At 66.0% G+C, this 23,595-nt stretch carries 18 protein-coding genes; 15 read left to right on the forward strand and 3 right to left on the reverse strand.

Annotated elements, in window-relative coordinates:
- Positions 1–39 precede the first annotated feature (39 nt).
- The 3 genes from AC1DN9_RS00250 to AC1DN9_RS00260 all read left to right on the forward strand — a co-directional run bounded on the left by AC1DN9_RS00250 (position 40) and on the right by AC1DN9_RS00260 (position 3,262).
- Positions 40–1,224: an amylo-alpha-1,6-glucosidase gene (locus tag AC1DN9_RS00250; protein ID WP_478096178.1), complete on the forward strand. Its 1,185-nt coding sequence runs from the start codon at positions 40–42 to the stop codon at positions 1,222–1,224.
- 221 nt (positions 1,225–1,445) lie between these two features.
- Positions 1,446–2,240: a M23 family metallopeptidase gene (locus AC1DN9_RS00255; protein WP_478096179.1), complete on the forward strand. Its 795-nt coding sequence runs from the start codon at positions 1,446–1,448 to the stop codon at positions 2,238–2,240.
- A gap of 107 nt (positions 2,241–2,347) precedes the next feature.
- Positions 2,348–3,262: an ornithine cyclodeaminase family protein gene (locus AC1DN9_RS00260; RefSeq protein ID WP_478096180.1), complete on the forward strand. Its 915-nt coding sequence runs from the start codon at positions 2,348–2,350 to the stop codon at positions 3,260–3,262.
- A gap of 6 nt (positions 3,263–3,268) precedes the next feature.
- On the opposite strand, the gene AC1DN9_RS00265 is transcribed toward AC1DN9_RS00260, so the two are convergent.
- A complete protein-coding gene (locus AC1DN9_RS00265) occupies positions 3,269–3,970 on the reverse strand; it encodes a nitroreductase (RefSeq protein ID WP_478096182.1) in 702 nt (233 codons plus the stop codon).
- Between the two features lie 120 nt (positions 3,971–4,090).
- Here AC1DN9_RS00265 and aspA point away from each other — a divergent pair, with 120 nt between their 5' ends.
- Together aspA and AC1DN9_RS00275 are read left to right on the forward strand one after the other, a co-directional pair.
- Positions 4,091–5,512 (forward strand): aspartate ammonia-lyase, encoded by a 1,422-nt coding sequence (gene aspA / locus AC1DN9_RS00270; RefSeq protein ID WP_478096183.1) that lies wholly within the window; start codon positions 4,091–4,093, stop codon positions 5,510–5,512.
- 7 nt (positions 5,513–5,519) lie between these two features.
- Positions 5,520–6,962: a cytochrome P450 gene (locus tag AC1DN9_RS00275; RefSeq protein WP_478096184.1), complete on the forward strand. Its 1,443-nt coding sequence runs from the start codon at positions 5,520–5,522 to the stop codon at positions 6,960–6,962.
- Between the two features lie 195 nt (positions 6,963–7,157).
- Here the strand turns inward: AC1DN9_RS00275 and AC1DN9_RS00280 are convergent, their stop codons facing one another.
- Positions 7,158–8,912 carry a winged helix-turn-helix domain-containing protein gene (locus tag AC1DN9_RS00280; protein ID WP_478096185.1) on the reverse strand — a complete coding sequence of 585 codons (1,755 nt, stop codon included), beginning with the start codon at positions 8,910–8,912 and terminating at the stop codon, positions 7,158–7,160.
- A 290-nt stretch (positions 8,913–9,202) separates the two neighbouring features.
- Between AC1DN9_RS00280 and AC1DN9_RS00285 the strand changes: the two genes are divergently transcribed.
- Positions 9,203–12,217 (forward strand): adenylate/guanylate cyclase domain-containing protein, encoded by a 3,015-nt coding sequence (locus tag AC1DN9_RS00285; protein ID WP_478096187.1) that lies wholly within the window; start codon positions 9,203–9,205, stop codon positions 12,215–12,217.
- A gap of 5 nt (positions 12,218–12,222) precedes the next feature.
- Here AC1DN9_RS00285 and AC1DN9_RS00290 read toward each other — a convergent pair whose 3' ends face one another.
- Positions 12,223–13,941 (reverse strand): eCIS core domain-containing protein, encoded by a 1,719-nt coding sequence (locus AC1DN9_RS00290; RefSeq protein ID WP_478096188.1) that lies wholly within the window; start codon positions 13,939–13,941, stop codon positions 12,223–12,225.
- Positions 13,942–14,295: 354 nt separating this feature from the next.
- On the opposite strand from AC1DN9_RS00290, the gene AC1DN9_RS00295 reads away from it, so the two are divergent.
- From AC1DN9_RS00295 to AC1DN9_RS00335, 9 genes are all read left to right on the forward strand, one after another.
- The gene (locus tag AC1DN9_RS00295) at positions 14,296–15,741 is read left to right on the forward strand and encodes an eCIS core domain-containing protein (protein ID WP_478096189.1); all 1,446 of its coding nucleotides are present in this window, start codon (positions 14,296–14,298) and stop codon (positions 15,739–15,741) included.
- 123 nt (positions 15,742–15,864) lie between these two features.
- Positions 15,865–17,418, forward strand: a complete 1,554-nt coding sequence (locus AC1DN9_RS00300) for a phage tail sheath family protein (RefSeq protein ID WP_478096191.1) — start codon at positions 15,865–15,867, stop codon at positions 17,416–17,418.
- A gap of 10 nt (positions 17,419–17,428) precedes the next feature.
- The gene (locus AC1DN9_RS00305) at positions 17,429–17,947 is read left to right on the forward strand and encodes a phage tail protein (protein ID WP_478096193.1); all 519 of its coding nucleotides are present in this window, start codon (positions 17,429–17,431) and stop codon (positions 17,945–17,947) included.
- 30 nt (positions 17,948–17,977) lie between these two features.
- Complete coding sequence (locus AC1DN9_RS00310; RefSeq protein ID WP_478096195.1) at positions 17,978–18,718, forward strand: hypothetical protein; 741 nt, start codon at positions 17,978–17,980, stop codon at positions 18,716–18,718.
- The gene (locus AC1DN9_RS00315; RefSeq protein WP_478096197.1) at positions 18,715–19,497 is read left to right on the forward strand and encodes a hypothetical protein; all 783 of its coding nucleotides are present in this window, start codon (positions 18,715–18,717) and stop codon (positions 19,495–19,497) included. Before AC1DN9_RS00310 ends, AC1DN9_RS00315 begins: the two co-directional genes overlap by 4 nt.
- Positions 19,494–20,711 (forward strand): Pvc16 family protein, encoded by a 1,218-nt coding sequence (locus AC1DN9_RS00320; protein ID WP_478096198.1) that lies wholly within the window; start codon positions 19,494–19,496, stop codon positions 20,709–20,711. The genes AC1DN9_RS00315 and AC1DN9_RS00320 overlap by 4 nt, the downstream gene beginning before the upstream one ends.
- Positions 20,708–22,705: an ATP-binding protein gene (locus AC1DN9_RS00325; protein ID WP_478096199.1), complete on the forward strand. Its 1,998-nt coding sequence runs from the start codon at positions 20,708–20,710 to the stop codon at positions 22,703–22,705. Before AC1DN9_RS00320 ends, AC1DN9_RS00325 begins: the two co-directional genes overlap by 4 nt.
- The gene (locus AC1DN9_RS00330) at positions 22,702–22,926 is read left to right on the forward strand and encodes a hypothetical protein (protein WP_478096201.1); all 225 of its coding nucleotides are present in this window, start codon (positions 22,702–22,704) and stop codon (positions 22,924–22,926) included. The genes AC1DN9_RS00325 and AC1DN9_RS00330 overlap by 4 nt, the downstream gene beginning before the upstream one ends.
- On the forward strand, positions 22,923–23,594 hold the full coding sequence (locus AC1DN9_RS00335; protein ID WP_478096203.1) for a hypothetical protein: 672 nt from the start codon (positions 22,923–22,925) through the stop codon (positions 23,592–23,594). Before AC1DN9_RS00330 ends, AC1DN9_RS00335 begins: the two co-directional genes overlap by 4 nt.
- The last annotated feature ends 1 nt before the right edge of the window (position 23,595 follow it).

Genomic DNA, 23,595 nt, shown 5'->3' on the forward strand with positions numbered 1-23,595 from the left:
TGGAACCAACGGCATTCTTGCGCGACGATAGACGCACTCATGACCACCCTCGACGCCCCTGCCCTTTCACTCATCGACACCTGCGCGCAGGCCTCGCTCGATCTTCTGGAGCGCAACCTCACGCCGCACGGCATCCTGGCCGCCAGCCGCACCGAAGCAGCCGAGGCCCGGCGCTACACGCGCATCTTCGGACGCGATGCGGCGATCTGCGTGATGGCGATGTGCGGGAGCGGCGTGCCCGCATCGGAGCAAGGAGCGGTGGCCAGTCTCGACGCGCTCGCCGCGCAGCAGGCAGCCAACGGGCAGATACCCAAGTACGTCGATCCCGAGGGTCTCGATGCCGACTTCTGGTACCTGGGCTGCATCGATGCCACCTTGTGGTGGCTGATCGCGGTGGACCATGTGCGACGCCACGGACGTGTCGGTCTGTCGCATTGGGACAGCGAGGTGAAGCGTGCGATCGGATGGCTGCTCGCGCAGGAGCACCAGCACTTCCGGCTGCTGCAACAGAACGAGGCCAGTGACTGGGCGGACATCATGCCGCGCTCAGGCTATGTGCTGTACACCAATGCGCTCTGGTACGACGTCAAGCGCCGCTACGCGCTCGACGATGCCGAGGCAACGCGGCGCCACTTCAATCACCTGTTCAACCCGTTCCAGCGCGACTTGCCCGAATACCACCGCGCCCGACTGCTTCAGCACTATGCGCGCCGCGGCCGTCGCGATCCCGGCATGTACCTCAGCTTCGTCAATCTCTCGGTCGTCGGCGACGAGGGAGATGTGTTCGGCAACGTCCTGGCCATACAGAGCGGGCTGGCCGATGCTTCCATGGCGGCGCGCATCGTCAAGACCATCGTCGCTGCACATGCCTGCGAGCCCTTTCCAGTGCGCGTGGTGCTGCATCCATTGACGCGTCAGGATCCGCTGTGGCGGCCCTACATGGCGCGCCATCAGCAAAACCTCGTGCATCAGTACCACAACGGCGGCATCTGGCCCTTCGTCGGTGGCTTCTGGGTGATGGCGCTGGCCCAGTTGGGCATGCGCGAACTGGCCTGGCCCGAGCTTGCGAAACTCGCGCGCGCCAACGAACTCGACGACTGGCGCTTCACCGAGTGGTTTCAAGGTCGATCGCTGGCACCGATGGGGATGGCCGGCCAGAGCTGGAATGCTGCGACTTTCCTGCTCGCCCGGCGCGCCCTGCTGGGCGACGGCACGGCTTGGTGACACCGCGCCCTCGGGCGCTTGTGGAATTTTCCCTATTGCGTAAGACGCTTCCGAAGCCTTTCGGAACTTTCCCATGTCTCGCATCGCAGTGACCGCGAACAATCGAGACAGCGGGGCATCAGCACGCATGCCGCCGTTCACTCACTGAGAGGTCGACAGGTTTGGCGCCTGAGCGCCCACCTCGTCCACTTCAGCCGCACAGAATTTTCCCGGAGGTTTGTATGCAAGAACGCCGCCTGTTCACGTTCAAGACTCGTCGTCGCGTTCGCCGATCGATTCGATCCGCAAAGCGCCGTTCGGCCCTGACGATCGCAATCACGGTCACGGTTGGAATCTCGGCAATCGCGTTTGCATCAGGCATCGCGATCGGCCTCAGACTCGCCACGGCGGAATCCGCGGCTGACTATTCCGAGCATCACGCGGATCACGCGGATCACGAACATGTGTGCGACGAAGATGAAGGGGAAGATCACTCCGACCACGCCCCTCACGAGGGCAGCGGGGGTCCCGAGTTGCCGGCCAGGCTGATCAACACGTCGCTGGCCTCTCACGAGCAGGGGGCAAAGGCACAGACCGTCGCCTGGGCAGCATTTCCCGGGCGCCTGCCGGTCGACAACGCCCGCATCGGCTCGAAGTACGGCAATCGCGTCGATCCATTCAAGCGCCGAGTGCGCTTTCATTCGGGCATCGATTTCGTCGCCAACAAGGGCACACCGATTCGCGCCACCGCCAGCGGCCGCGTCAGCTTCGCCGGGAAAAAGCGCGGCTACGGCAACCTCGTCGAGATCGATCACGGCAACGGACTTGTCACGCGCTACGGTCACGCATCGCGCCTGATCGTGCGCAAGGGTGATCGGGTGTCACCGAGCCAGCATGTCGCGGACGTCGGATCGACCGGTCGCTCGACCGGCCCGCACTTGCACTTCGAGCTCCTGGAGAACGGCGCATACATCGATCCGACTTCGTATCTGGACGTGTTCGCCAAGGATTCCGGCAGTCGAAATCTCTCCGCGTGACGTCAAGCTGATTCGCCCTTGCGGCGGCAGGGGAGTTGGAGAGACGCGCTCCGCCAAATGGACGGTGTATTTGACATTGCGATCCAGCCGGCGCCAACTTCGACCTCATGAAATTCGTTGACGAGCAGGCGGTGCACCGGGTCTTGCGCATGGACGCGCTGATCCCGGTCATGGAACAAGCCTTGCACTTGCTGTCTTCCGGACGCGCCATGCAGCCGTTGCGCAATGTGCTGCCCATCGATGCGCATGGAGGATTCTTTCTGACGATGCCCGCTTATGTATCGGGTCATCTGGGTGCCAAGCTTGTCACCTTCTATCCCAGGAACCAGGGCATGCCGACGCATCACGCGCTGATCATGCTGTTCCGGCCCGAGACGGGCGAACCCCTGGTGGTGATGGACGGTCGCCTGATCACCGAGATGCGCACCGCAGCGGTTTCCGCCGCGGCAACCAAGCTCCTTGCTCGGCCCGACGCCTCTTCCCTGGCGATCCTCGGATCCGGCGTGCAGGCCCGGAGCCATCTGGAGGCGATGCGGCTGGTTCGGAATTTCGACGACGTTCGGGTCTGGAGTCCGCACAACGCCGCCGCCTTCGCGCAAGAACACGGCGTGCGCTCGGCGGCATCCGCGGAGGACGCGGTCCGCGGCGCCGATGTGGTGGTCGTCGCGACGACTTCGGGCAAGCCGGTGCTGTCGGGGCGATGGCTGTCACCCGGCGTGCACGTCAACGCGGTGGGCGCCCCGAGGCCCGACTGGCGGGAACTCGATGACGAGGTGCTGGCCCGTTGCAGGCTTTACGTCGAATCTCGCGAAGCAGCCTCGCGGGAATCGGGCGACGTGATCGCCGCGGGAAGCATCTTTGCGGAAATCGGCGAAGTCATCGAAGGCACCCATCCGGGCAGGCGGCACCCCGACGACATCACGCTTTTCAAGTCGGTGGGCGTCGCCGTCGAAGACATCGCCAGCGCCGGGCTGGTGTACCGGCAACTGGCGGATGCAGACAAACCACCTGCGCAGCCTTGAGGCCGATCAGTCCTCGACCCAGCGCACGGCCTCCGCGAGACTCGCGCGCGAGGTCCGAAAGCGGTTGGCCGGATGCTCCGGGTCCTCGTAGCCGAACGCGATGCCGCACACCACTTGCCGGTCGTCCGGAACGTCGAACCACCGATGCAGGAATTTCGCGCGCGAGGCGACGGCCGCCTGCGCAATGCAGGCTACGCCGCGGCTGCGCGCGGCAAGCATGAAGTTGCTGACATAGGCGCCGCAGTCGAGCACGCCGTAGGCGCCGAGCGCGGCTTCCGTCGTGATGAGCGCCATGTGCGGCGCGCCGAAGAAGGTGAAGTTCAGTTCCGCTTGTCTTGCGGAAGCGACCCGATCGCCGTGCGCGATGCCCACGCTGTCGTAGAGGCTGAAGCCGCATTCACGTCGTCGGTCGCGATAGACGCCGCGGTATTCGGCCGGCGGCGCAATGTCGAAGCCCTGGTCAGCCAGACCTTCGGGCGATGCCATCGCCTCGCGGAGCCGATCGGTGGCGGCCGGGCTGGTCACCGCCACCTGCCAGGGCTGGGAGTTGCACCACGAAGCCGTGCGCTGCGCGCTGCGCAGGATCGCCTCGACGGTTTCACGCGGCACCGGTTGCGGCAGATAGCCGCGACAGCTGTAGCGTGCATCGAGAATGGCGTCGAATGCCGACGCCACGGCAGGTTCGGTGTCAGGGGCTGAGTCATCCATGGTCGGGCCATTCTAGGGAGCCCATCGAATCGCATTTCTTCGCCAGCGCGCGCGGCCCGCGCTACGATGGCCCTGGTCTTTTCGAATTGCGCTTTCATTCATCCATGACCAGGAGACGATATGAGCAACGTACGGATCGAACACGACCTGCTCGGCGACCGCGAGGTTCCCGACGATGCCTACTACGGCGTACACACGCTGCGGGCCAAGGAGAACTTCCAGATCTCCGGCACGACCGTCTCGGCCTATCCCGAACTGATCAGCGCACTGGCCTCGGTGAAACAGGCAGCGGCGCAGGCCAATACCGAGCTCGGCCTTCTCCCCGAGAACCTGCGCGACGCGATCATCGACGCCTGTCGCGAGATCCGGCGCGGCTCGCTGCACGACCAGTTCGTCGTCGACGTGATCCAGGGTGGCGCGGGCACCTCTACCAACATGAACGCCAACGAGGTGATCTGCAATCGCGCGCTTGAAATCCTCGGCCACCGTCGCGGCGAGTACCAATACCTGCACCCCAACGAGCACGTCAACATGGCGCAGAGCACCAACGACGTGTATCCGACGGCCATTCGCATCGCCACCTGCTTTGCGATCGAGCGGCTGCTCAAGGCCATGGAACATCTGCGCGTGGCGTTCGCCGTCAAGGCGGAAGAGTTCGCGCATCTGCTGAAGATCGGCCGTACGCAGTTGCAGGATGCCGTGCCCATGACGCTGGGCCAGGAGTTCTCAACCTACGCCGTGATGGTGGAAGAAGACATCGCGCGGCTGACCGAAGCCTCGGCGCTGATCCGCGAAATCAACCTCGGCGCGACCGCCATCGGAACCGGGATCACGGCGCATCCGGAATACGCCGGCAAGGCGCTCGCCGCGCTGCGCGAGATCACCGGACTGGATCTGTCCACCGCGCCGAACCTCATCGAGGCCACGCAGGACTGCGGCGCCTTCGTGCAGCTCTCGGGCGTGCTCAAGCGCATCGCGGTGAAGCTGTCGAAGACCTGCAACGACCTGCGGCTGCTCTCCAGCGGACCGCGCTCGGGCTTCGGCGAGATCAACCTGCCGCCCATGCAGGCCGGCTCGTCGATCATGCCCGGCAAGGTGAATCCGGTGATCCCCGAGGTGGTCAACCAGGTGGCCTTCGAGGTCTTCGGCAATGACGTGACCGTGACCTTCGCGGCGGAGGCCGGGCAATTGCAGCTCAACGCCTTCGAGCCGATCATCGCCAACGCGCTGTTCCGCAGCTTCAAGCACCTGACCAACGCCTGCATGACCCTGGCCGACCTGTGCGTGAAAGGCATCACCGCCAATCCCGATCGCCTGAAGGAAAGCATCGAGCGATCGATCGCGCTGGTCACGGCGCTCAATCCGATCATCGGCTACAAGGAAGCGACCGAGGTCGCGGCCGAAGCCTATGCCAACGGAACCAACGTCCGCGAAGTCGTGCTGCGGCGCAAGCTCATGACCGAGGCGGAGCTGGAGCACGCGCTTCGCCATGAGGTGCTGACGCAGCCGCGCGTGTATGAAGAGGCGCGGCGCGGGACCTGACCCTCCGATGACCATCTCCGCACCCTCGCCTGCGACGCCGACGCGCCCCGGTGCCATCGAATCGTTGCCCGGCCCGAAGCGAGCACCCGTCGTCGGAAACCTGCTGCAGTTGGACCTCCCGCTTCTGCACCTCCAGTTGGAAGAATGGGCGGCGCAGTTCGGACCGCTGTTTCGCCTGAAGCTATTGAGCCGCGACGTCCTCGTGATCTCGGATCCGGCGGCGATTTCGGCGGTTCTGCGGGCGCGTCCCGATACGTGGAGACGACCGCGGAACTTCGAGCCGATCTTCCGAGAGTCCGGCGGCCACGGACTGTTCAGTGCAGAAGGCGACGACTGGCGCCGCCAACGGCGCATGGTGATGACGGCGTTCGATCCGGCGCACCTGCGCAGCTTCATGCCATCCCTGGTCCGCGTCACGGAGCGCCTTCGCGATCGATGGGGTCGCGCCGCTCGCGCCGGCATCGACATGGACCTCCAGACCGAGCTGATGTGCTTCTCGGTGGACGCTGCGTCCAATCTCTCTTTCGGGGTGGACATCAACACGATCGAGGACGAGCGCAGCGAACTGCACGAGCATTTGGCGAGCGTCTTTCCGATGCTCATGCGCCGAATCAACATGCCATTTCCGTATTGGCGCTACATACGCCTCCCGTTCGATCGCACCTACGATCGACACAAGGTGGAGATCCATCGAACCATCGAAGGGCTGGTCTCAAAGGCGCGCGATCGACTCGCGCAGCGCTCGCAGGAAGGCGAAGGACCCACCGATCTGTTGGAAGCGATGCTCTTGGGGCGCGATGCCGACGGCAGCGCGCTGACCGAGGACGAAGTGACCGGCAATGTGTTCACGATGTTGAGCGCTTCCCAGGACACCACCGCCAATTCGCTGGCCTGGGCGATCTACCTTCTGCGCACCCACCCGGCCGCCTGGAACCGGCTGGTCGACGAGGCCGACACGATCCTGCACGACGTGACGGTGCCGCAAGATCTCGAACAGGCACGATCACTGAGCTATGCGGAGGCCTGCGCGAACGAGGCGATGCGCTTGCGACCGGTGGCGCCGGTGCTGTTCCTCGATGCGGTGCACGACACGCAGGTCGGCCACGTGGCCGTTCCCAAGGACACCACCGTTTTCTGCGTGATGCGCCCGGCGGCGGTCGACGAGGCGAACGTCGAGCATGCAAGCGAGTTCCGGCCGGAGCGCTGGCTGGGAGGCGAGGGTGCCATGTCGACGCAGTCGCCCAAGCGCGTCTCCATGCCCTTCGGCGCCGGACCCCGACTTTGTCCGGGGCGCTACCTGGCGATGCTCGAGATGAGCCTGGTGTTGGGGATGCTTGCGCGAAACTTCGAACTCCTGGAGGTCGCCGCGCCGGGCCGGGCTGCGCCCGAAGAAGCCCTGGCGTTCACGATGCATCCTGTCGGCTTGCGCATGCGCCTGGCCGCTCGCTGAAGCGGCGAAGCTTCGCCGAACGGAAACTCGATTCGGCGGCGTCCGATCTGCAATGCCCTGCTCGCGCTTGGAGTTGGCGACGAGACCACGTTGCTCCAACACATTGGCGGCAAGATAACCGGCACGCGATTCACGGTGGATTGAGCCGCAGGCGACGGCGCCGGTCGTCCCGTGTCCCTGGCGTTGCCCCGCAAATCACTGAACGGATTCCGGCAGGCCCGCCTTGCGGAGTCCCTCGGCCAGCCGAGCGCGCTGGCTCAGGTAGCCGGGGGCGTCCCCGTGAGTCAGCAGCAGGAACGAGCTCATCCTGTCGTTGGGCAGCAGCTCGCGGTGCCTCACCATGTGCGCAGCCGCCTCGGCATTGTCACCGCGCAGCGCCTCGATGGCAGCCATCATTGCGTAGGGAAGCCCGCTGTTCGGATACTCGGCCGCCCATTTCTGCCACCAGCTGTAGGCCTCGCTGTCGCGCCCTTGCGCGAAGGCGGCTTCTGCCGAGGCAGCGTAGAACATGTAGAGCATGCGCGTGTCCGTCGGGCTGAGCCCGCGCGCCTTGTCGATGTGCCGTTGCGCTTCCTCGAACTGGCCGTGCCTGATCAGCGCGCGTGCGAGGTCGATGTGGCCGGTGGCGTAGCTCGGGTTGATGTCGAGCGCCTTGTTGTACACCTCTATCGCCGCCGTCGTCTGTCCGCGAATCATCAGCAATTCGCCCCATGGCACCAGGTTTTCCGGGACATCAGGCCCGAGGTCGAGCGCACGCTTGAGCGTTCGCTCGCATGGGTCGAGCAGGTCTTGCGGATTGGCGTTGAATGAATTGCCGAGCTCTATGAGATAGGAAGAGCCAAGTCCCTGCGCGGCCGCCACGGATGTGGGGTCTATCCGCGACGCCGCCTCGAAGCGGCCGCGGGCCCTCAGTACCTCGTCTCGCGTCGTGAACCGGTTCAGGTCCCGCCAGCCCATCAGCGTGAGATCGACCGCATCGGGCTTGTGACCGGGCTGGCTGGCGCGCGCGCTCTCGATCTCGTAGTAGCGCACTCTGAGCATGCTGGCGATCCGCTGGGCCAGATTCGAGCGCAACGCGTCGCCGGCCGTCACAAACGTGGAGCGGTTCAACCGGATCACCTCGCCCGTCTCGACCGAAGTCAACTCCGAGTCGACGGCGATGCCGCTGCCGTCGCGAACCACGCGGCTGCCAAGCACATAGCGCACCTTCAGTTCGCGGCCAATGCGAGCGATGTCGGGCTTCGCCGCGTCGTAGGGCGCGGTAGCGCCCGGGCCCATCACCCGCATCCATTGGCGCAGCGAGATCTGGGTCGCAATGTCACTGCCCAGTGCATTACCAAGGGCCAGCGCACCTTCGACTTCATCAGCAACGATCACCGGCAATACCGCAACGGCGCGGCGCTTGGCGATCTCGGCATCGATGTGAAGCGGCGGATCCGCGTTCATCCGCCAAGCGGCGCCGGCAATGGCCAGCAAGAAGACGCAAAGGCTCCCCACCAGCCACCACGCCAGCATCGGCCGGCGGCGCGCACGCTGGGCTTGCGTGGTCGGCCTCGTGCCAGGCTCTGGTCGCGCCTCATCGATCGCGGTGTCGAACATGTAGCCGCGGCGCGGCAGCGTCTTGATCAATCGCTGATCCCGATCCCCCAGCGCGGCGCGCAGCTCGGCAACACATTGCACCAGCGAATCGTCGGTCACCACCACGCCGCCCCAGATGGCGGTGATCAGTTCATCCTTGCTGAGGAGCCGCCCCGGATGCCGCAGAAAGTAACGCAGCATCGAGCGCGGCTTGGGCCGAAGGGCGATCGGGACACCACCCTTGCACAGCTCATCGCGCAGGAGATCGAACTCGAAGCCCGCAAAGCGGAGCGCACCGCCTCCAGCGCCCGGCTCACCGAAGGCCAGCGCATTCCCGATTCCTCGACTGATCGTCGATGGCTCGTCGCTCATTCCTCCACCCCTCGGAGTTGCAGCGGCGCCGGCATTGGGGCTGCGTCGGCGGTCGCGCTCCGACATTTTGTGCCTCTCGAAACGCGCGCGGGACGAATTTGTCAGTTATCAGCACCGCCCCCGGGCGCCAAAAGGTCCTCTGCGCGTTCCGGCCGCCCCGGCGCATCGTGCGGCCGGAGCATCCATCGGCGATATATCGGCAATTCATCAGCGTCTTCTCGGGCCGCAAGGACGGGCTGCGCCAAAGAATGATCCTCGCCAACCGGCCGCACGCCTCGAGGAGGGCATCGATGAAAGCTGTCTGCGCCGCGTGCAAGGCGGAATATGAACTCGGCCGGAAGTTTTGCGGTGAATGCGGTGCCGGGCTCTCGCTTGCACCCGCGCCACTGGGCCCAGGCGGCAATCCGCGCATGACGCGCCGCCAGATGACGGTGCTGTTCTGTGACCTGGTCGGCTCGACCGAATTGGCCGGGCGGATCGATCCCGAGGATCTGCTCGATGTCTTGTCGGCTTACGGCGATCTGGTCAAGCGGGTAGCCGCCCGCTTCGGAGGACTGGTCGCGAGAATCGTCGGCGATGGGGCCGACGTCTATTTCGGCTACCCCATGGCCAGCGAGGACGATGCAGTGCGCGCTGTGCATGCCGGCCTTGCGATCGTCGAGGAAGCAGCGCTTCTGAAGGAAGCGGCCCAACTTGCGTCCGCGGTGCAGGTCCGGGTTGGCATTGCCACGGGGCTGGTCGCTGTTGGCGTGCAGGAGACGCTGGCAATCGCCGGGGGCACCCCCAACCTGGCAGCGCGCATTCAGGCGCAGGCACAACCGGGACAGGTCGTCATCTCGCCCAGCACGCGGCGTATCGCGGGCAACCAGTTCGAGTATCAGGATCTGGGTATCTTCGCGTTGAAGGGGTTCGACGAGCCTGTTCGCCTGACTGCAGTCATGGGGTCCGGTGCGATGAACAGCCGTTCGGCCTGGCGAGGTCACGACGCCGAATCCCCATTGGTCGGGCGCGACGCCGAGTTGGCGGCGCTTCTGGATTGCTGGAATCTCGCAAACTCACCGCAAATCACGGGTGCTTTGGTCGTTGCCGAGGCTGGATTGGGCAAATCGCGGCTCGCCACTGAGCTCGATCGGCAGCTGGGCTCGATCGTGCACACGACCGTGCGGCTTCAGTGCTCGCCCTTTCACGCCAACAGTGTGCTGCATCCATGGGTCCAGCATCTGGCGCTGGCCGCAGGCTTTGCGCGCGAGGATACGTCGCTGATGCAACTCGAGAAACTGGAAGCGCAGCTGGCAATTGCAGGCGTCGCGGCGGACCTGGATCTGAGTCTTGTGGCGTCGTTGGTGGGTCTTCGCAGCGCAGATCGCTATCCGCCAGTCAGCTTGCCGCCTCCGGCACAGCTGCAAATGACCAAGGATGCATTGCAGCGGTATTTCGTGGGGCTCGCTTGTGGGCCATCCGCGATGGGAGACGGCAGGCCTGCGCCGCTGCTGCTGATCGTCGAGGATCTGCACTGGATCGATCCAACGTCCCTGGAACTCATCGACCAGATCCTGGCCGGACCTCAGACCGCGCCGATCCTGCTCTTGATGACCTCTCGACCCGAGTCAAGACCGGCACTCAAGACGGACCCGAGGGTCATCCCGCTTGGCCGCCTCGATGATCAGGCCTCACGCGCGATCGCGATGAGAGTGGCCGCCGAGATCGGACTCCCGGATTCAGCGATCGACACGATCATTCAGCGCAGCGATGGCGTGCCGTTGTATGTCGAGGAAATGACGCGGATGGTGATGGATTCGCACGGCGGCCTCGGCGGCGGCGCGGACCTGCGCCTGACCGACATCCCCGACACGCTGGTGGACCTTCTGATGGAGCGCCTGGATCGCCTGGGCGCGGCAAAGTGGCTGGCTCAGGTGGGTGCGGTGATCGGTCACGAGTTCCGCCGGCGCTTGTTGTTTGCCGCCGCGGACATGGATCGCGTCGCGTTCGACGAAGCATTGAATGCGATGCTGGATGCGAGTCTCATCCTGCCGGGCGACAACACCGGCGAGCGGTTCGCCTTCAGGCACGCGTTGATTGAAGACGCCGCCTACGGGTCGATTGTTCCGAAGACCCGGACCGCGTTGCACGGGCGCGTCGCCGACGTATTGGTGCGCGAATTCGCAGAGGACATGGCGCGCCAGCCCGAGCTTGCCGCGCGCCATCTGTCGAGAGCCAGCAGGTACCTCGAAGCGAGCCGCCAATTCCTCCAGGCAGGCAAGCAAGCCCTTGACCGTGGCGCCCCACGCGAGGCCGCCGCGCACCTGTCAGATGGAGTGGCGACCCTTTCCGCAGAGCCACGCGGCCTGGAACGTAGCGAGTCCGAGCTTGCGCTGCTCTCGGTACTCGGGCCGACCACGATGGTGCTCAAAGGGCCGGGCAGCCAACAGTTCCACGACGTTCAGAGGCGCGCGTTTGCGCTGTGTCATGAGTTGCCCGGCGCGCCGCGTCAGTTTCCGATCACCTATGGTCTGTGCCTCTACCACTGGGGCCGCACCGAGCTCGAGACTGCACGCGTGCTGGCATCAGACCTTCTCAGAGTCGCCCAATCGAAGGACGATGATGCCGAGGCGGTCATGGCGGCCAACACGATGATGGGGATGATCAAGTTGAGCTTGGGCGACGCGCAGGCGGCGCGCGCACATCTGGAGCGCTCGGTGGCGCGCTACGACCCGCAGCGTGACGTCGCGCTCTATCCGATCTATCTGATGGATTTCGGCGTCTTCGGTCGCTTCTATCTGGCGGTGGCCACCTTGATCACGGGCGACGAGGAGCGTGCAAGCATGCATGCGCGCGACGCCTACGAACTGGCGGGTCGCCTGAACCAACCGCACACCCTGGGTTTTTCAATGGTGGCCAATTGCACGATCGCACTGATGCGCGATCAGCCGGCGCTCGCTCTTCAGTTTGCCGAACAGTGCATAGACTTCTCCTCGCGCTTGGGCTTCTCCGAATTTGTCGGGATGGCGCGTATCGCGCGTGGATGGGCCACCGCACGCCAAGGTCAACTCGCCGCCGGCCTGGACGACATGGAGGCAGGCATTCGACTGTGGCAAGCAACCGGCTTCGAGAACTGGCAATCCTGGTTTGCGAGCCTCAGGGCCGAAGTGCTGATGAAACTCGGCCGCGGCGAGGAAGCGTTGCGCGACATCGAGCATCAGATCGAGCGGATCAATCTCAGTGGAGAGAACGTCTTCCGCAGTCTTCTCGTTGCCCAGAAGGCCGAACTCCTGAGCAATGGCGCCGCCACTGCGATCAGCCTCTAGTCTTGTCAGTCCGTGTCGCCGAACCAGGGCTTGGAACCCGGTCTCGGGTTGAAGCCCTTGCCACCCTTGTGGATCTCCGCGTGGTGCAGTTCCCATTCGGTGCGCACGACATCGACGACGACCTTCAGGTTCACGCCCGAAGGAATCCGCCTGACCGTGAACGTGTAGGCGGACGGGCGCGCGATGCTCTCCTTCGCCATCGCGATCGCCTCGCTGTCGGTGGGAGGGGTCTCCGCCGTGATGTCGACCGGGCCGTTCTTGAACTCGTCCTTCGGCGTGAAGGTGAAGACCGTGTCCTTCCCGACGACGCGGCTGGAACCGAAAGTGAAGTCCTTCACGTTGAGCTTCTTCGCCCGGGCCTTGAGCAGATCCATCTCCTTGCCCCTTTGCGGGAACATGCCGTCGAACGCTACCTCATGGCTCTGGTCGGTGGTGCGCCTGAGCTTCTTTCGCATCGCAGCCCAGTCGGTGATGAAGGCGTACTCGGGCTTGGCCTTCATCTGTTTGAAGGCGTCCTCGTCAGACAGCTTGCTCGCGCCGGGCTCCTCGTAGAACGGATCAGCCAGTGATTCGGTGCCGCCGCCATAGCGCTGGCCGTGCGTCGGTGCAATCACGCGCGCACTGCCGCCGAAAGCGGTACGCACTTCGCCCAGCATTTCCTCGCTGCGCCCGAGGTTGCAGCCCCTGATGAGGACGTTGGTCCAGAAGCCGACCAGGTCCGACTGGGGCTTCGTGATGTTGCCAGCCTCGTTGGCCTTCTTCAGTTCACCGTACTCCACCTTGCCCGCCGTCGCGTCGTGCGCATCGAGCGAGAACTGAAGGGTTCCATCCGGGTGCGCGTGCGAGACGATGATCAGATCCGCCACCGGCTTGCCCCCGTCGTTGACGCGCTGGTTGATGCCGTCGAGGTCGCGCACGTCCTCCACCAGCGTCGCGCCGGGATATTCGGCCTTGAAGAACTTCTTCGCCTCCGTATAGAACTTGTTGTCGCTCTTCTTGACGTCCTTGCCCATGATGAAGACGTAGTCGATGGCACCGCGGGCCGTGTCGACCCGCCCGATCTGCGCTTCGATTTCCTTGGCGACCGCCGGTGCGTCACCCTTGGCAATGCGCTGCAATACGTCGGGGCCCGCGACGATCGTGCCCGTGGTCCTCGGCCCGCTGCCCTTGAAATCGACGAGCACGCCCTTGCGGCCCTTGTCGTATCGGCTCCCGTTCAATTCGAAGTGCATGTCGAGCCCGTAGGCATTGATGAGCCGCCACACGACCTCGTGCACGGCAAACTCCGGCTTGCCGGAAGCCAGGGCGCGCTTGGCCAGCGCCGCGAGCGCCGTTTCCTCTTTGGTGATCGCGGCGGCCTCGTCGGGATCGCGCGGTCTCCGCTGCAGTTGCACGCCCGCAGGAGACGCGCCGCGCTGTTGAACGACGTGGGTCAGTTCATGCGCAAGCAATCGCCGCCCTTCGCCCACATCGCCCGCACGCCGGCCCGCTCCGAATACGATGCTGTGGCCCACCGTGTAGGCCTGGGCGTCGACCTCGCTCGCCGACGCCTCGGCAGCAGGACCGGAATGAATCCGGACCGACGAGAAGTCGGCATCGAAGCGCCGTTCCATGTCGCGTCGCAGGGCGGGTTCGATAGGGCTTCCCGGGCCCTGCAGAACTTGATGCACGCTCGCCGGCGCTTCGACCTGCGAGGGTTCGAACGCCGCAACCCGTGCGGGCACGGGCCGCCTTGCAGGCGCCACACGCGGAGCTTCCAACAAAGGACTTGCGCGATGCATGGAGCGGACCCCCGGCGAATGACGAATCCCGTGCAAGCACCGTCATTGCTTGCTGCGTGGGTGTGCATCGGATGGTGCGCCGATCCGCGTTGCCTCGCAAGGGTCGGGGGCCGCGACCTGCCGTTGGATCGATGGACCCCCGACCTTCGGACTATCCCCAAGCGGCAACCACAGGGCTAATATGCCAACCGTTCTTCTCGTCGCCCGCCACTTCGAAGAGGAAGGGATCGATCCATGTACGCGCCACAGATCGCCAGGGCACGGACAAGAAGCTCTGCGGGCCGGACACCGCCTGTCATGTCCGCGCCGCTGCGAGGCGTGATCCAGCGCAAGCTCACGATCGGGTCGGTCGACGATCCGCTCGAACACGAGGCCGACAGCATTGCCGAGAAGGTGATGCGATCACCCGACAGCGAGCTCTCCTTCACCCGCGCGCCACCTCGCATCAGCCGCGCATGCGCCCACTGCGAGCGCGAGGAAGAGCAGGAAAGACTCCTGCAGCGGTCGTCCGAGCCGGGCGAAGCCGTCACGGAGACGCTCGCGCGCGGCCTCGGTACATCCGGCGGCGGCCGCGCGCTACCGCCAGCCGCACGCGTCTTCATGGAACGACGGTTCGGGGCCGACTTCTCCGCCGTGCGCATTCACGCCAACGCCGAAGACAACGAGCACGCGCGCCAGTTGAACGCGCAGGCCTTCACGATCGGCAATCACATCCACTTCCGCAGCGGCAAGTTCGATCCCGATCACCACGCCGGCCGGCTGCTGCTCGCGCATGAACTCGTGCACACGCTGCAGCAGGGCCACGGGGTTTCGCTCGTGCAGTGCAAGACCAATGCCGAATGGCAATCCGACGCGACCGCGCTCGAAACCCGGATCCTGGCCACGTCCGAATACAAGGCCCTGAACGGCGAGGCCAAGGGCAACGTGGCCTGGATCATCGCGCAGGCCAGGACGAAGCCGCTCGGCGATGCCAAGAGCCAGCGCCTCTACTACCTGAACAAGCTGCTGAAAGCGATCACGACGCCCTATCACGGGACCACGACGGGATCGGGCTACGGCTGCTCGCCGGACACCGCGACGAAGAACCGCAAGGTTGTCGACGACGCCCTGAAAGAGGAAGAGCGCTGGGGCGGTGCCTACAACGATGTCGACGAGCTAGCGGTCGCCACGGCAACGCGCATGGTCGAGAGGACCGGCGAACAGGGGAAGAAGTACAAGGTGGACCGTAGCGACCCGATGAACATCCGCGTGAAGATCAAGGTCAAGCTCAACGGCGCACCCGACGAGGTTTCCAAGGTCAAGGGCCTCGAGGATGCGATCGAGCGCTCGATCTCCATGACGACGAAGGGCTACTACGTCGACATCGTGTTCGTCAACAGCACCGGCCCGGACGTGTTCGAGTTCACTGTGAAGTTCTGCGAATGGCCGAACTCGGGCAACTGGGCTTCGAGCCCGGTCACGCTCTCGCACGAGGTCCATCACGCGCTGGGTCTCGCGGACCGCTACGACTACATCGAATCGCACGCGGGCAATCCCGACATGAACCCCGAGATGCGGCTGCACTGGTTCGTCGAGCAGATGAAGAAGACGGCCGGCGCGCGCGACCTCTACAGCAAGATGGCCTACAACAACAACCCGCTCCTGGCCGAAGATGTCTGCGCGGTGGCATTTCCCGCAGGCGCCGATCGCAACAAATGCATCGGCGCGCGCAAGAGTCTCGATCCGGCCAACGTGCCTCCCTGAGCCAGTGCGAGTGGCTATGTCTATGGCCCTCGTTCTATTGCGGTCCGCCATTCCCGCGGGTAATGTCGGCTCCCCTTTTTCATGTCGATCGATCGGCCTGATTCGAAACAAGGAGAGTCGACCATGCCTTCCGCATTGCTGTCCCCTGGCGTCTATATCGAGGAAGTGCCAAGCGGGGTGCGCACCATCACCGGCGTGGCGACCTCCATCGCCGCGTTCATCGGCAGGACATCGCAGGGACCCGTGAGCGAGCCGGCGTTGATCACCAGCTTCGGCGATTTCGAGCGGCTGTTCGGCGGTGTCCAAATGGACTATCCGCTGAGTTATGCGGTGCAGGACTTCTACCTCAACGGTGGCAGCCAGGCCGTCATCGTGCGGCTGCAGTCGGGCGCCGCGGCCGCTGCGGCAGCGCTCGTCACTGGCGGTGCCAACAGCGAGGCGCTCGACCTCGTTGCGTCGAGTCCAGGGACATGGGGCAATGCGTTGAAAGCCGTCGTCGACGACGCGACGCGCGACCCGACCGACACCACGCTCTACAACCTCACGATCACGCAGGCCGGCGGCGCCACCGAGAAGTTCCTGAACGTCTCCTCCAGCAGCGCCAGTCCCCGCTTCGTGCCGCGCGTGCTCGACAGCAGCTCGCTCCTCGCGAAGGTGGCGCTGGACAGCAGCGGCCACTGGATCGCACCTGCGACGCGACCCCTGCCCGGCACCGTTTCGTTTGCCGGCGGGGTCGACAGCGCCCACCTGGCGAACGCCGACTATCTCGGCTCCGCGAGCCTGAAGACAGGCATCTTCGCGCTCGACAAGGCCGATCTCTTCAACCTGATGTGCATTCCGCCGGACACGCGTGGCGGCGACACGCCCGCGGCCGTCTACCAGGCGGCGATGGCCTATTGCGCGACGCGCCGCGCGGTGTTGCTCGTCGATCCGCTGGCCGCCTGGGGACAGGTCAAGGAAACCGCGGCCGCGAAGGCTTCCGATCCGAACACGGGCGTGGCCAGCCTCGGATTGACCGGCGACGCGGCGCGCAATGCCGCGATCTTCTTTCCGCGCGTGATCAAGTCCGATCCGCAACTCAACGGGCAACCCGACGTCTTCGCACCCTGCGGCGTGGTGGCCGGCATCATCGCGCGCACCGACGGCACGCGGGGCGTGTGGAAGGCACCGGCCGGCCTCGATGCGGCACTCAACGGCGTGCAGGGGTTGCAGGCCAACCTGAGCGACGGCGACAACGGCGTATTGAACCCGCTCGGCATCAACTGCCTGCGCTCCTTCCCGGTTTCGGGGCGCGTGGTCTGGGGTTCGCGCACGATGCGCGGCGCAGACCTGCTGGCCGACGACTACAAGTACCTGCCCGTGCGCCGGCTCGCGCTCTACATCGAGGAGAGCCTCTATCGCGGCACCCAGTGGGTCGTGTTCGAGCCCAACGACGAGCCGCTGTGGTCACAGATCCGGCTCAACGTCGGCGCCTTCATGCAGAACCTCTTCCGCCAGGGCGCCTTCCAGGGCCAGACACCCTCGGCGGCGTACTTCGTCAAGTGCGACAGCGAGACGACGACGCAGAACGACATCAACCTCGGCATCGTGAACATCCTTGTCGGCTTCGCGCCGCTCAAGCCGGCCGAGTTCGTCGTGATCCGCCTGCAGCAACTGGCCGGCCAGATCGCCGCCTGAGGAGAAGACCATGGCCCAGTTCACCGTCAACACCTTCCGCGTCGACCCCTACAAGAACTTCAAGTTCAGGGTCAAGTGGGACGGCAAGTACGTCGCCGGCGTGAGCAAGGTCGGCATGCTCAAGAAGACGACGGAGGTGGTCAAGCACCGCGACGGCGGCGATCCCAGCACGTCGCACAAGTCGCCGGGACGCACGGAGTTCGACGCCATCACGCTGGAGCGCGGCGTCACGCACGACCCCGAGTTCGAGCAATGGGCCAGCAAGGTCTGGAACTTCGGCGGCGGCCTCGGGGCGGAAGTCTCGCTCAAGGATTTCCGCAAGGACATCATCATCGAGGTCTACAACGAGGCGGGCCAGAAGGTGCTGGCTTACAACGTGTACCGCTGCTGGGTGTCCGAGTTCCAGGCGCTGCCCGATCTCGACGCGAACGCGAATGCCATCGCCATCCAGCACCTGAAGCTGGAGAACGAGGGCTGGGCGCGCGACACGTCCGTCACCGAACCGACCGAACCCACCGTCAACGTCTGACGAGGACGCTCGCTTCGCAGCGCCTCTGCCATGCGCACCCTGGCCGATTCCGACCTGCTCCACGTGTGGGAGACCATGTGGCGTCAGACACTGCCGCGCCGCGCGGCCGCGTTGCTCGCCATGGCGACACCGGACATGTCGCACAGTCAATTGGCCGGCATGACCCTGGGCGAGCGGGAGCGCCGGTTGCTGGATCTGCATGCGCGCTGCTTTGGGCCACTGCTGTCCTGCGTGGCGGACTGTACGCAATGCGGCGAGACTTTTGAATTCGAACTCGATGTCCGCGCCCTCTCGACCGGATGGCCTGCGCCGGCCGAGGTGGCGCAACCGCAGTCGATCGAGACACAGGACTATCGCATCGACATGAGGCTGCCGACCGTGGAGGACAGCATCGTGGTCGGCGACGGCCACGACGCCCTGCAGGCCTACAGGACGCTGCTGGAACGCTGCCTGGCCTGCACGACGCGAGCGGGCGAGGCCGTCGCGCCGGACGCGCTGCCCCCGCCGCTGCTGCAGGAAGCGGCCGCGCGAATGGAATCCGCTGACCCCGCTGCGGAGCTCATGATTTCCATGCCTTGCCCTTCGTGCGAGACGGTCTTGAACGAACCGCTCGATCTCGCGGCCTTCTGCTGGGCCGAGGTCGAGGCCCGCGCGCCGCGCCTGCTCGCCGAAGTCCATGCATTGGCGTCTCGCTACGGCTGGAGCGAGGCGGACATCCTCGCGATGAGCCGCGTCCGGCGCGACGCCTATCTCGGAATGGTGTTGTCGTGACCAGCTACCTCGACCGACTCGCGGCGCGACTCGTCGAGCCTCGGAGCCACATCAGGCCGCGTCCCTTGTCGCGCTTCGAGGTTGCCGATGCGCCCGCCACGTTGGTGGAAGAGGTTGGCATGGCCAGCGAAGGCGACACGTTGCGCGCACGGCCGATGCTTGCCGCGGACGATCGAGGCGACGTCGTCCGGCAGGTCGCGTCGACCACGCCGCCGCTGCCCACCGAAGCGGCGGCGACCCATGCAGATCCGCACCCGGCTTCCGCCACGAATGCGAACGACATCACCGCTGCGCCCTCCGCCCGCGATGCTTCGACTGCCGAAGCACGCGACGTTCGCGCGCGGTCACGCCACGACCTTGCCTCGCCGATGGCCGAGCCGTTCGAGGCGCCCCCGGCGCGTCGTCCCGCAGCGGTTCCCACCATCCCCGCTGCGATGCCCGCTTCGTTCGCAGCCCAGCCGCCGCCGCAAGACGCCATCGAGCTTCCAGGATTCGAAGACCGCATCGCCCCCTGGCGCGCTCCCACCGAACGGCCTGCAGGGCCTGCGACCGACACGCGCACGGCGACGCAAGGTCCCATCCCCACTGCCAAGCCGCAGCAACACGGCAAGGCAGGAGCAGCACCCGACGACAAGCCCGCCGTCGTGCAGGTCACGATCGGAAGGCTCGAAGTCCGCGCGCCCGAGACGCCGCGCCGGCCCATCGCGAAGCCGACGCGCGCCGCGCCGCGCATGAGCCTGCAGGACTACCTTCAGCGCCGCACTGAAGGACGCAGATGAGCAACGCGCTCGCCATCGCCAGCGTGACGCGTGGCCTGCGCGCATTGGTCAACCAGGCCTTGCAGGCGCCCCTGCCCGCCAACCTTCCGGCCGACACCCTGCCCACCACGCAGATCCAGGTGACGACGCTGCCACTCGACAAGGTGCGCACCTTCTCAGCGAACGGCAATCTGCTCAACCTGTACCTCTACAGCACGGTGCCCAACCCGGCACTGAGCAACGGCATGCCTCCGCGCGACGGCCCCGCGGGCGGCGAACCGCCGCTTGCGCTCAACCTGCACTACATGCTCACGGCCTTCGGACAGGACGACAACGAGCTCATCGCGCAACTGCTGCTCGGCCGCGCCATGCTGGCGTTGCACGACAACCCTTTGTTGATGCCGTCCGACCTCGCCGACGCCCTGGGCGCGGCCGACGTGCAGGACCAGATCGAGCGCGTTCGCATCACGCCGCATTCGCTCGGCTTCGAGGAAATGTCGAAGCTCTGGATGGCCTACCAGACGCAATACCGCCTCTCTGCCGCGTACGAGGCCTCCGTGGTCCTCATCGACAGCGCCCGGCCCGCAAAGGTCGCGCCGCCGGTGCGCGCTGCAAGCATCGTCGTCGCGCCGTTCCGTACGCCGACGATCGACCAGGTGACGCCGCAAGTCGCCGCGCCCGGCGCGACGATGACGCTCGCGGGATCGAATCTCGGCGCAGCGACGACACAGGTGGTCGTGGCCGGCCTGCGGGTGACGCCGTCGACGATCGACGATCGCATGCTCTCCTTCACGCTCCCCGCGGGCGTTCCGGCCGGCGTGAACACCGTGCAGGTGGTGCAGGAAGTGCCTCTGGGATCGCCGCCGGTGGTCCATCCGGGCGTGGGCTTCGAGTCCAACGCCGCGGCCTTCATGCTCAGTCCGAGCATCACCACGGCCTCGCCGATCAGCGTCGCGCGCGGTGCGGTGCTGCAACTGGCTGTCGCGCCGCCGGTCGGCCGCAGTCAACGCGCCGTGCTGCTGCTGGACGACCAGCAGGTCGCATCGGCGCCGCATGCACCCGGAGACCCGGACACGAGCGGCACGGTCTCGTTCCCGATTCCCTCGGGCTTCGTCGCGCGCAGCTACCTGGCCCGCGTGATGATCGACGGCGCGTGCAGCGCCCTGGTGACGGACACCACGCCCGCAAGCCCGACCTTCAACCAGTTCGTGGGCCCGACGGTGACACTCACATGAACGCCGGCGCCACACCCCTGCAGAGCAACGAGCTCGCACTCGGCGCGGCGCTCGCGTGGCTTCGCGAACGCCTGCAGCGGCTGGCTGATCGGAGGGAGCCTCCGGTTGGCGGTGAAGGGGAAGACCTCGTTCCCGTGCCGACACTCGCCGTGCTTCAGCAGCGGCTGGGGCTTTCGACGTTCGAGCGCAACGTCTTGCTGCTGTGCGTCGCGGCGGCGCTCGACACGCGCATCGGTGCACTGTGCGCGCAGGCGCTCGACGGGCCTTCGCGGTCGAGTCCGAGCTTTGCGCTCGCGATGGTCCTGTTCGACGATCCCGCGTGGGAGGCCCTCTCGCCCGACCGGCCCCTGCGCTACTGGCACCTGATCGACGTGCACGCCAGCGGTGCGACGCCCTTGACGATGAGCGCGCTGAGGGCGGATGACCGGATCGTCGACTACATCAAGGGCCTCAACCGCCTGGACGAACGCATCGCGCCCGCGTTGCTGCCGATCGCCACGGACGACCTGCAGCCGCTCCCGCCCTCGCAGCAGTCGGCAGTGGATTCCCTGCTCGCATTCGTGCACAGGTCCGACGACGCGGCGCTCGCGCCCACCCTGCAGCTGACCGGCATTGATTCGGCGAGCAAGCAACTGGTGGCAGGCCACGTTGCGGCGAGCCTGGGGTTGCGCCTCGAACGCATCGGGCTTTCCGCGCTGCCCGCGCAAACCGTCGATCTCGACGCCTGGTGCCGGATCTGGCGGCGCGAAAGCCTGCTGATGCCGCTGGCGCTCTACATCGACGCGCACGATGCGGCGCCGGGAGAGTCGACGGAAGCAAGCGCCGCCGTGCTGGGGCGTGTGCTCGACCGGCTGCAGGCGCTGGCCCTTGTCGCGACGCGGGACGCGCACGCGCTCGGCGCCGGCGGCCGCGAGGGTCTCCTCGTGACGGCGATCGACAGGCCCACGGCCACCGAGCAGACGCAGGCCTGGCTCGACCTGCTCGGCCTGCCCGGCCTGCCCGGCGACGAGCGCGACACGCTCGCGTCGCGGCTGGCGAGCCAGTTCAACTTCAACCTGCCGCAGATCGCCTCCATGGCACGTAGCGCGGGACTCGCGAGCCGAAACGATCCTGGCGAAGTCGCCACGGCGCTCTGGACCGCCTGCCGCCAATGCGCGCACTCGAAGATGGACCTGCTCTCGCAACGCATCCAGCCCAAGGTCGACTGGGACGACATCGTGCTCCCTGCGGATTCGCTGTCGCTGCTGCACCAGATCGTGGCCCAGGTCGCCCTGCGTCGCAGGGTCTACGGCGACTGGGGCTTCGAGCGCAAGATGAGCCGCGGCCTCGGCCTCAGCGCGCTCTTCCATGGCGAGAGCGGCACCGGCAAGACGATGGCGGCGGAAGTCATCTCGAACGCGCTCGAGCTCGACCTCTACCGCATCGACCTCTCGGCGGTGATCAGCAAGTACATCGGCGAGACCGAGAAGAACCTGCAGCGCATCTTCGATGCCGCGGAGGACGGGGGCGGCATCCTCTTCTTCGACGAGGCCGACGCGCTGTTCGGCAAGCGCAGCGAGGTGCGCGACAGCCACGACCGCTACGCGAACATCGAGACCAACTATCTGCTGCAGCGCATCGAGGCTTTCCGGGGGTTGGCGATCCTCGCAACGAATCTGAAAGGCTCGCTCGATGCGGCCTTCATGCGGCGGCTGCGCTTCGTCGTGCCCTTCACCTATCCCGGCCCGCGCGAGCGTGCGTTGATGTGGCAGCGCGCCTTCCCGGCGGACACGCCGACCGAACGGCTCGATGCGGTGCAACTCGCGCGGCTCGACTGCACCGGCGGAAGCATCCACAGCATCGCGCTGAACGCCGCCTTCCTCGCCGCGCACCGCGGCAGCAGCGTGACCATGGACTTGGTCTACCAGGCTGCGCGCAGCGAGCTTCTCAAGCTCGGCCGGCCCATCAACGAAGCGGATTTCCGGCCAGCGGCCGTGCAAGGAGCGCACGCATGAAGATCGAACTGCACATCGACCGGCTGGTCGTCGACGCGGCAAGCGGCGCTGCCCACGATCGCGAACGGTTGGCGCGCGAGGTGTCGCAGGCGCTCGCGCAGCGCATGGACGCCCGAACGGCGGCGCAACATGTCCCTGCGTCGGGGCAGCCCCTCGCGCACCGCATCGCCGCCGCGGTGCATCAAGCCATCCCGGGCGCACCGCGCGGAGGCCGGCCATGAGCAGCTTCCCCGGTTCTCCACGGCTCGTGAAGGGCGCGATCGTCGGCATCGATCCGTTCAATCCGCTCGCGAGCATCATCAGCTTCCAATACAACCCGGACACGATGACGCGCCAGATCGAGGCGCAGACCACACGCTCGGACGACGGCGACCGGGGCGAGGCGCTGCGTCTGAAGGGCGCGCCGGTCGAGACCATCTCGCTCGACGTCGAGATCGACGCCACCGACCAGCTCGAACAGGCGAACGCGCTCGCCGTGAGTTCCGGCATCTATCCGCAGCTCTCGGCACTGGAAATGCTGGTCTATCCGAAGAGCAGCCTCGTGATTGCCAACACGATCCTGCTGGCTGTCGGAACGATCGAGATCATTCCGCCGGCCGCCCCCTTCACGCTGTTCATCTGGGGGCCGCAGCGCGTACTGCCCGTGCGCATCAGCACCTTCTCGATCACCGAGGAGGCCTACGACGTCAAGCTCAACCCGACCCGCGCCAGAGTGCAACTCGGCCTTCGCGTGCTCAGCTACAACGACCTGCCGATCACGCATCCCGGCTATGCGCTCTTCCTCGCACACCAGGTGGCCAAGGAGACGATGGCCACGCTCAACACGGTCGGCAATGCGTCGGCGTCGGGTTCGCTGTCGTTCAGCGGCGGCGTCAGCACGGGGATGTAGG

The sequence above is a fragment of the Variovorax sp. 05L425 genome (genome assembly GCF_056397705.1).

Excerpts from the sequence above, each read along its gene's own strand:
- AC1DN9_RS00250 (WP_478096178.1), top strand. The coding sequence starts at position 40 with ATGACCACCCTCGACGCCCCTGCCCTTTCACTCATCGACACCTGCGCG.
- AC1DN9_RS00255 (WP_478096179.1), top strand. The coding sequence starts at position 1,446 with ATGCAAGAACGCCGCCTGTTCACGTTCAAGACTCGTCGTCGCGTTCGC.
- AC1DN9_RS00260 (WP_478096180.1), top strand. The coding sequence starts at position 2,348 with ATGAAATTCGTTGACGAGCAGGCGGTGCACCGGGTCTTGCGCATGGAC.
- AC1DN9_RS00265 (WP_478096182.1), bottom strand. The coding sequence starts at position 3,970 with ATGGATGACTCAGCCCCTGACACCGAACCTGCCGTGGCGTCGGCATTC.
- aspA (WP_478096183.1), top strand. The coding sequence starts at position 4,091 with ATGAGCAACGTACGGATCGAACACGACCTGCTCGGCGACCGCGAGGTT.
- AC1DN9_RS00275 (WP_478096184.1), top strand. The coding sequence starts at position 5,520 with ATGACCATCTCCGCACCCTCGCCTGCGACGCCGACGCGCCCCGGTGCC.
- AC1DN9_RS00280 (WP_478096185.1), bottom strand. The coding sequence starts at position 8,912 with ATGAGCGACGAGCCATCGACGATCAGTCGAGGAATCGGGAATGCGCTG.
- AC1DN9_RS00285 (WP_478096187.1), top strand. The coding sequence starts at position 9,203 with ATGAAAGCTGTCTGCGCCGCGTGCAAGGCGGAATATGAACTCGGCCGG.
- AC1DN9_RS00295 (WP_478096189.1), top strand. The coding sequence starts at position 14,296 with ATGTCCGCGCCGCTGCGAGGCGTGATCCAGCGCAAGCTCACGATCGGG.
- AC1DN9_RS00300 (WP_478096191.1), top strand. The coding sequence starts at position 15,865 with ATGCCTTCCGCATTGCTGTCCCCTGGCGTCTATATCGAGGAAGTGCCA.
- AC1DN9_RS00305 (WP_478096193.1), top strand. The coding sequence starts at position 17,429 with ATGGCCCAGTTCACCGTCAACACCTTCCGCGTCGACCCCTACAAGAAC.
- AC1DN9_RS00310 (WP_478096195.1), top strand. The coding sequence starts at position 17,978 with ATGCGCACCCTGGCCGATTCCGACCTGCTCCACGTGTGGGAGACCATG.
- AC1DN9_RS00320 (WP_478096198.1), top strand. The coding sequence starts at position 19,494 with ATGAGCAACGCGCTCGCCATCGCCAGCGTGACGCGTGGCCTGCGCGCA.
- AC1DN9_RS00325 (WP_478096199.1), top strand. The coding sequence starts at position 20,708 with ATGAACGCCGGCGCCACACCCCTGCAGAGCAACGAGCTCGCACTCGGC.
- AC1DN9_RS00330 (WP_478096201.1), top strand. The coding sequence starts at position 22,702 with ATGAAGATCGAACTGCACATCGACCGGCTGGTCGTCGACGCGGCAAGC.
- AC1DN9_RS00335 (WP_478096203.1), top strand. The coding sequence starts at position 22,923 with ATGAGCAGCTTCCCCGGTTCTCCACGGCTCGTGAAGGGCGCGATCGTC.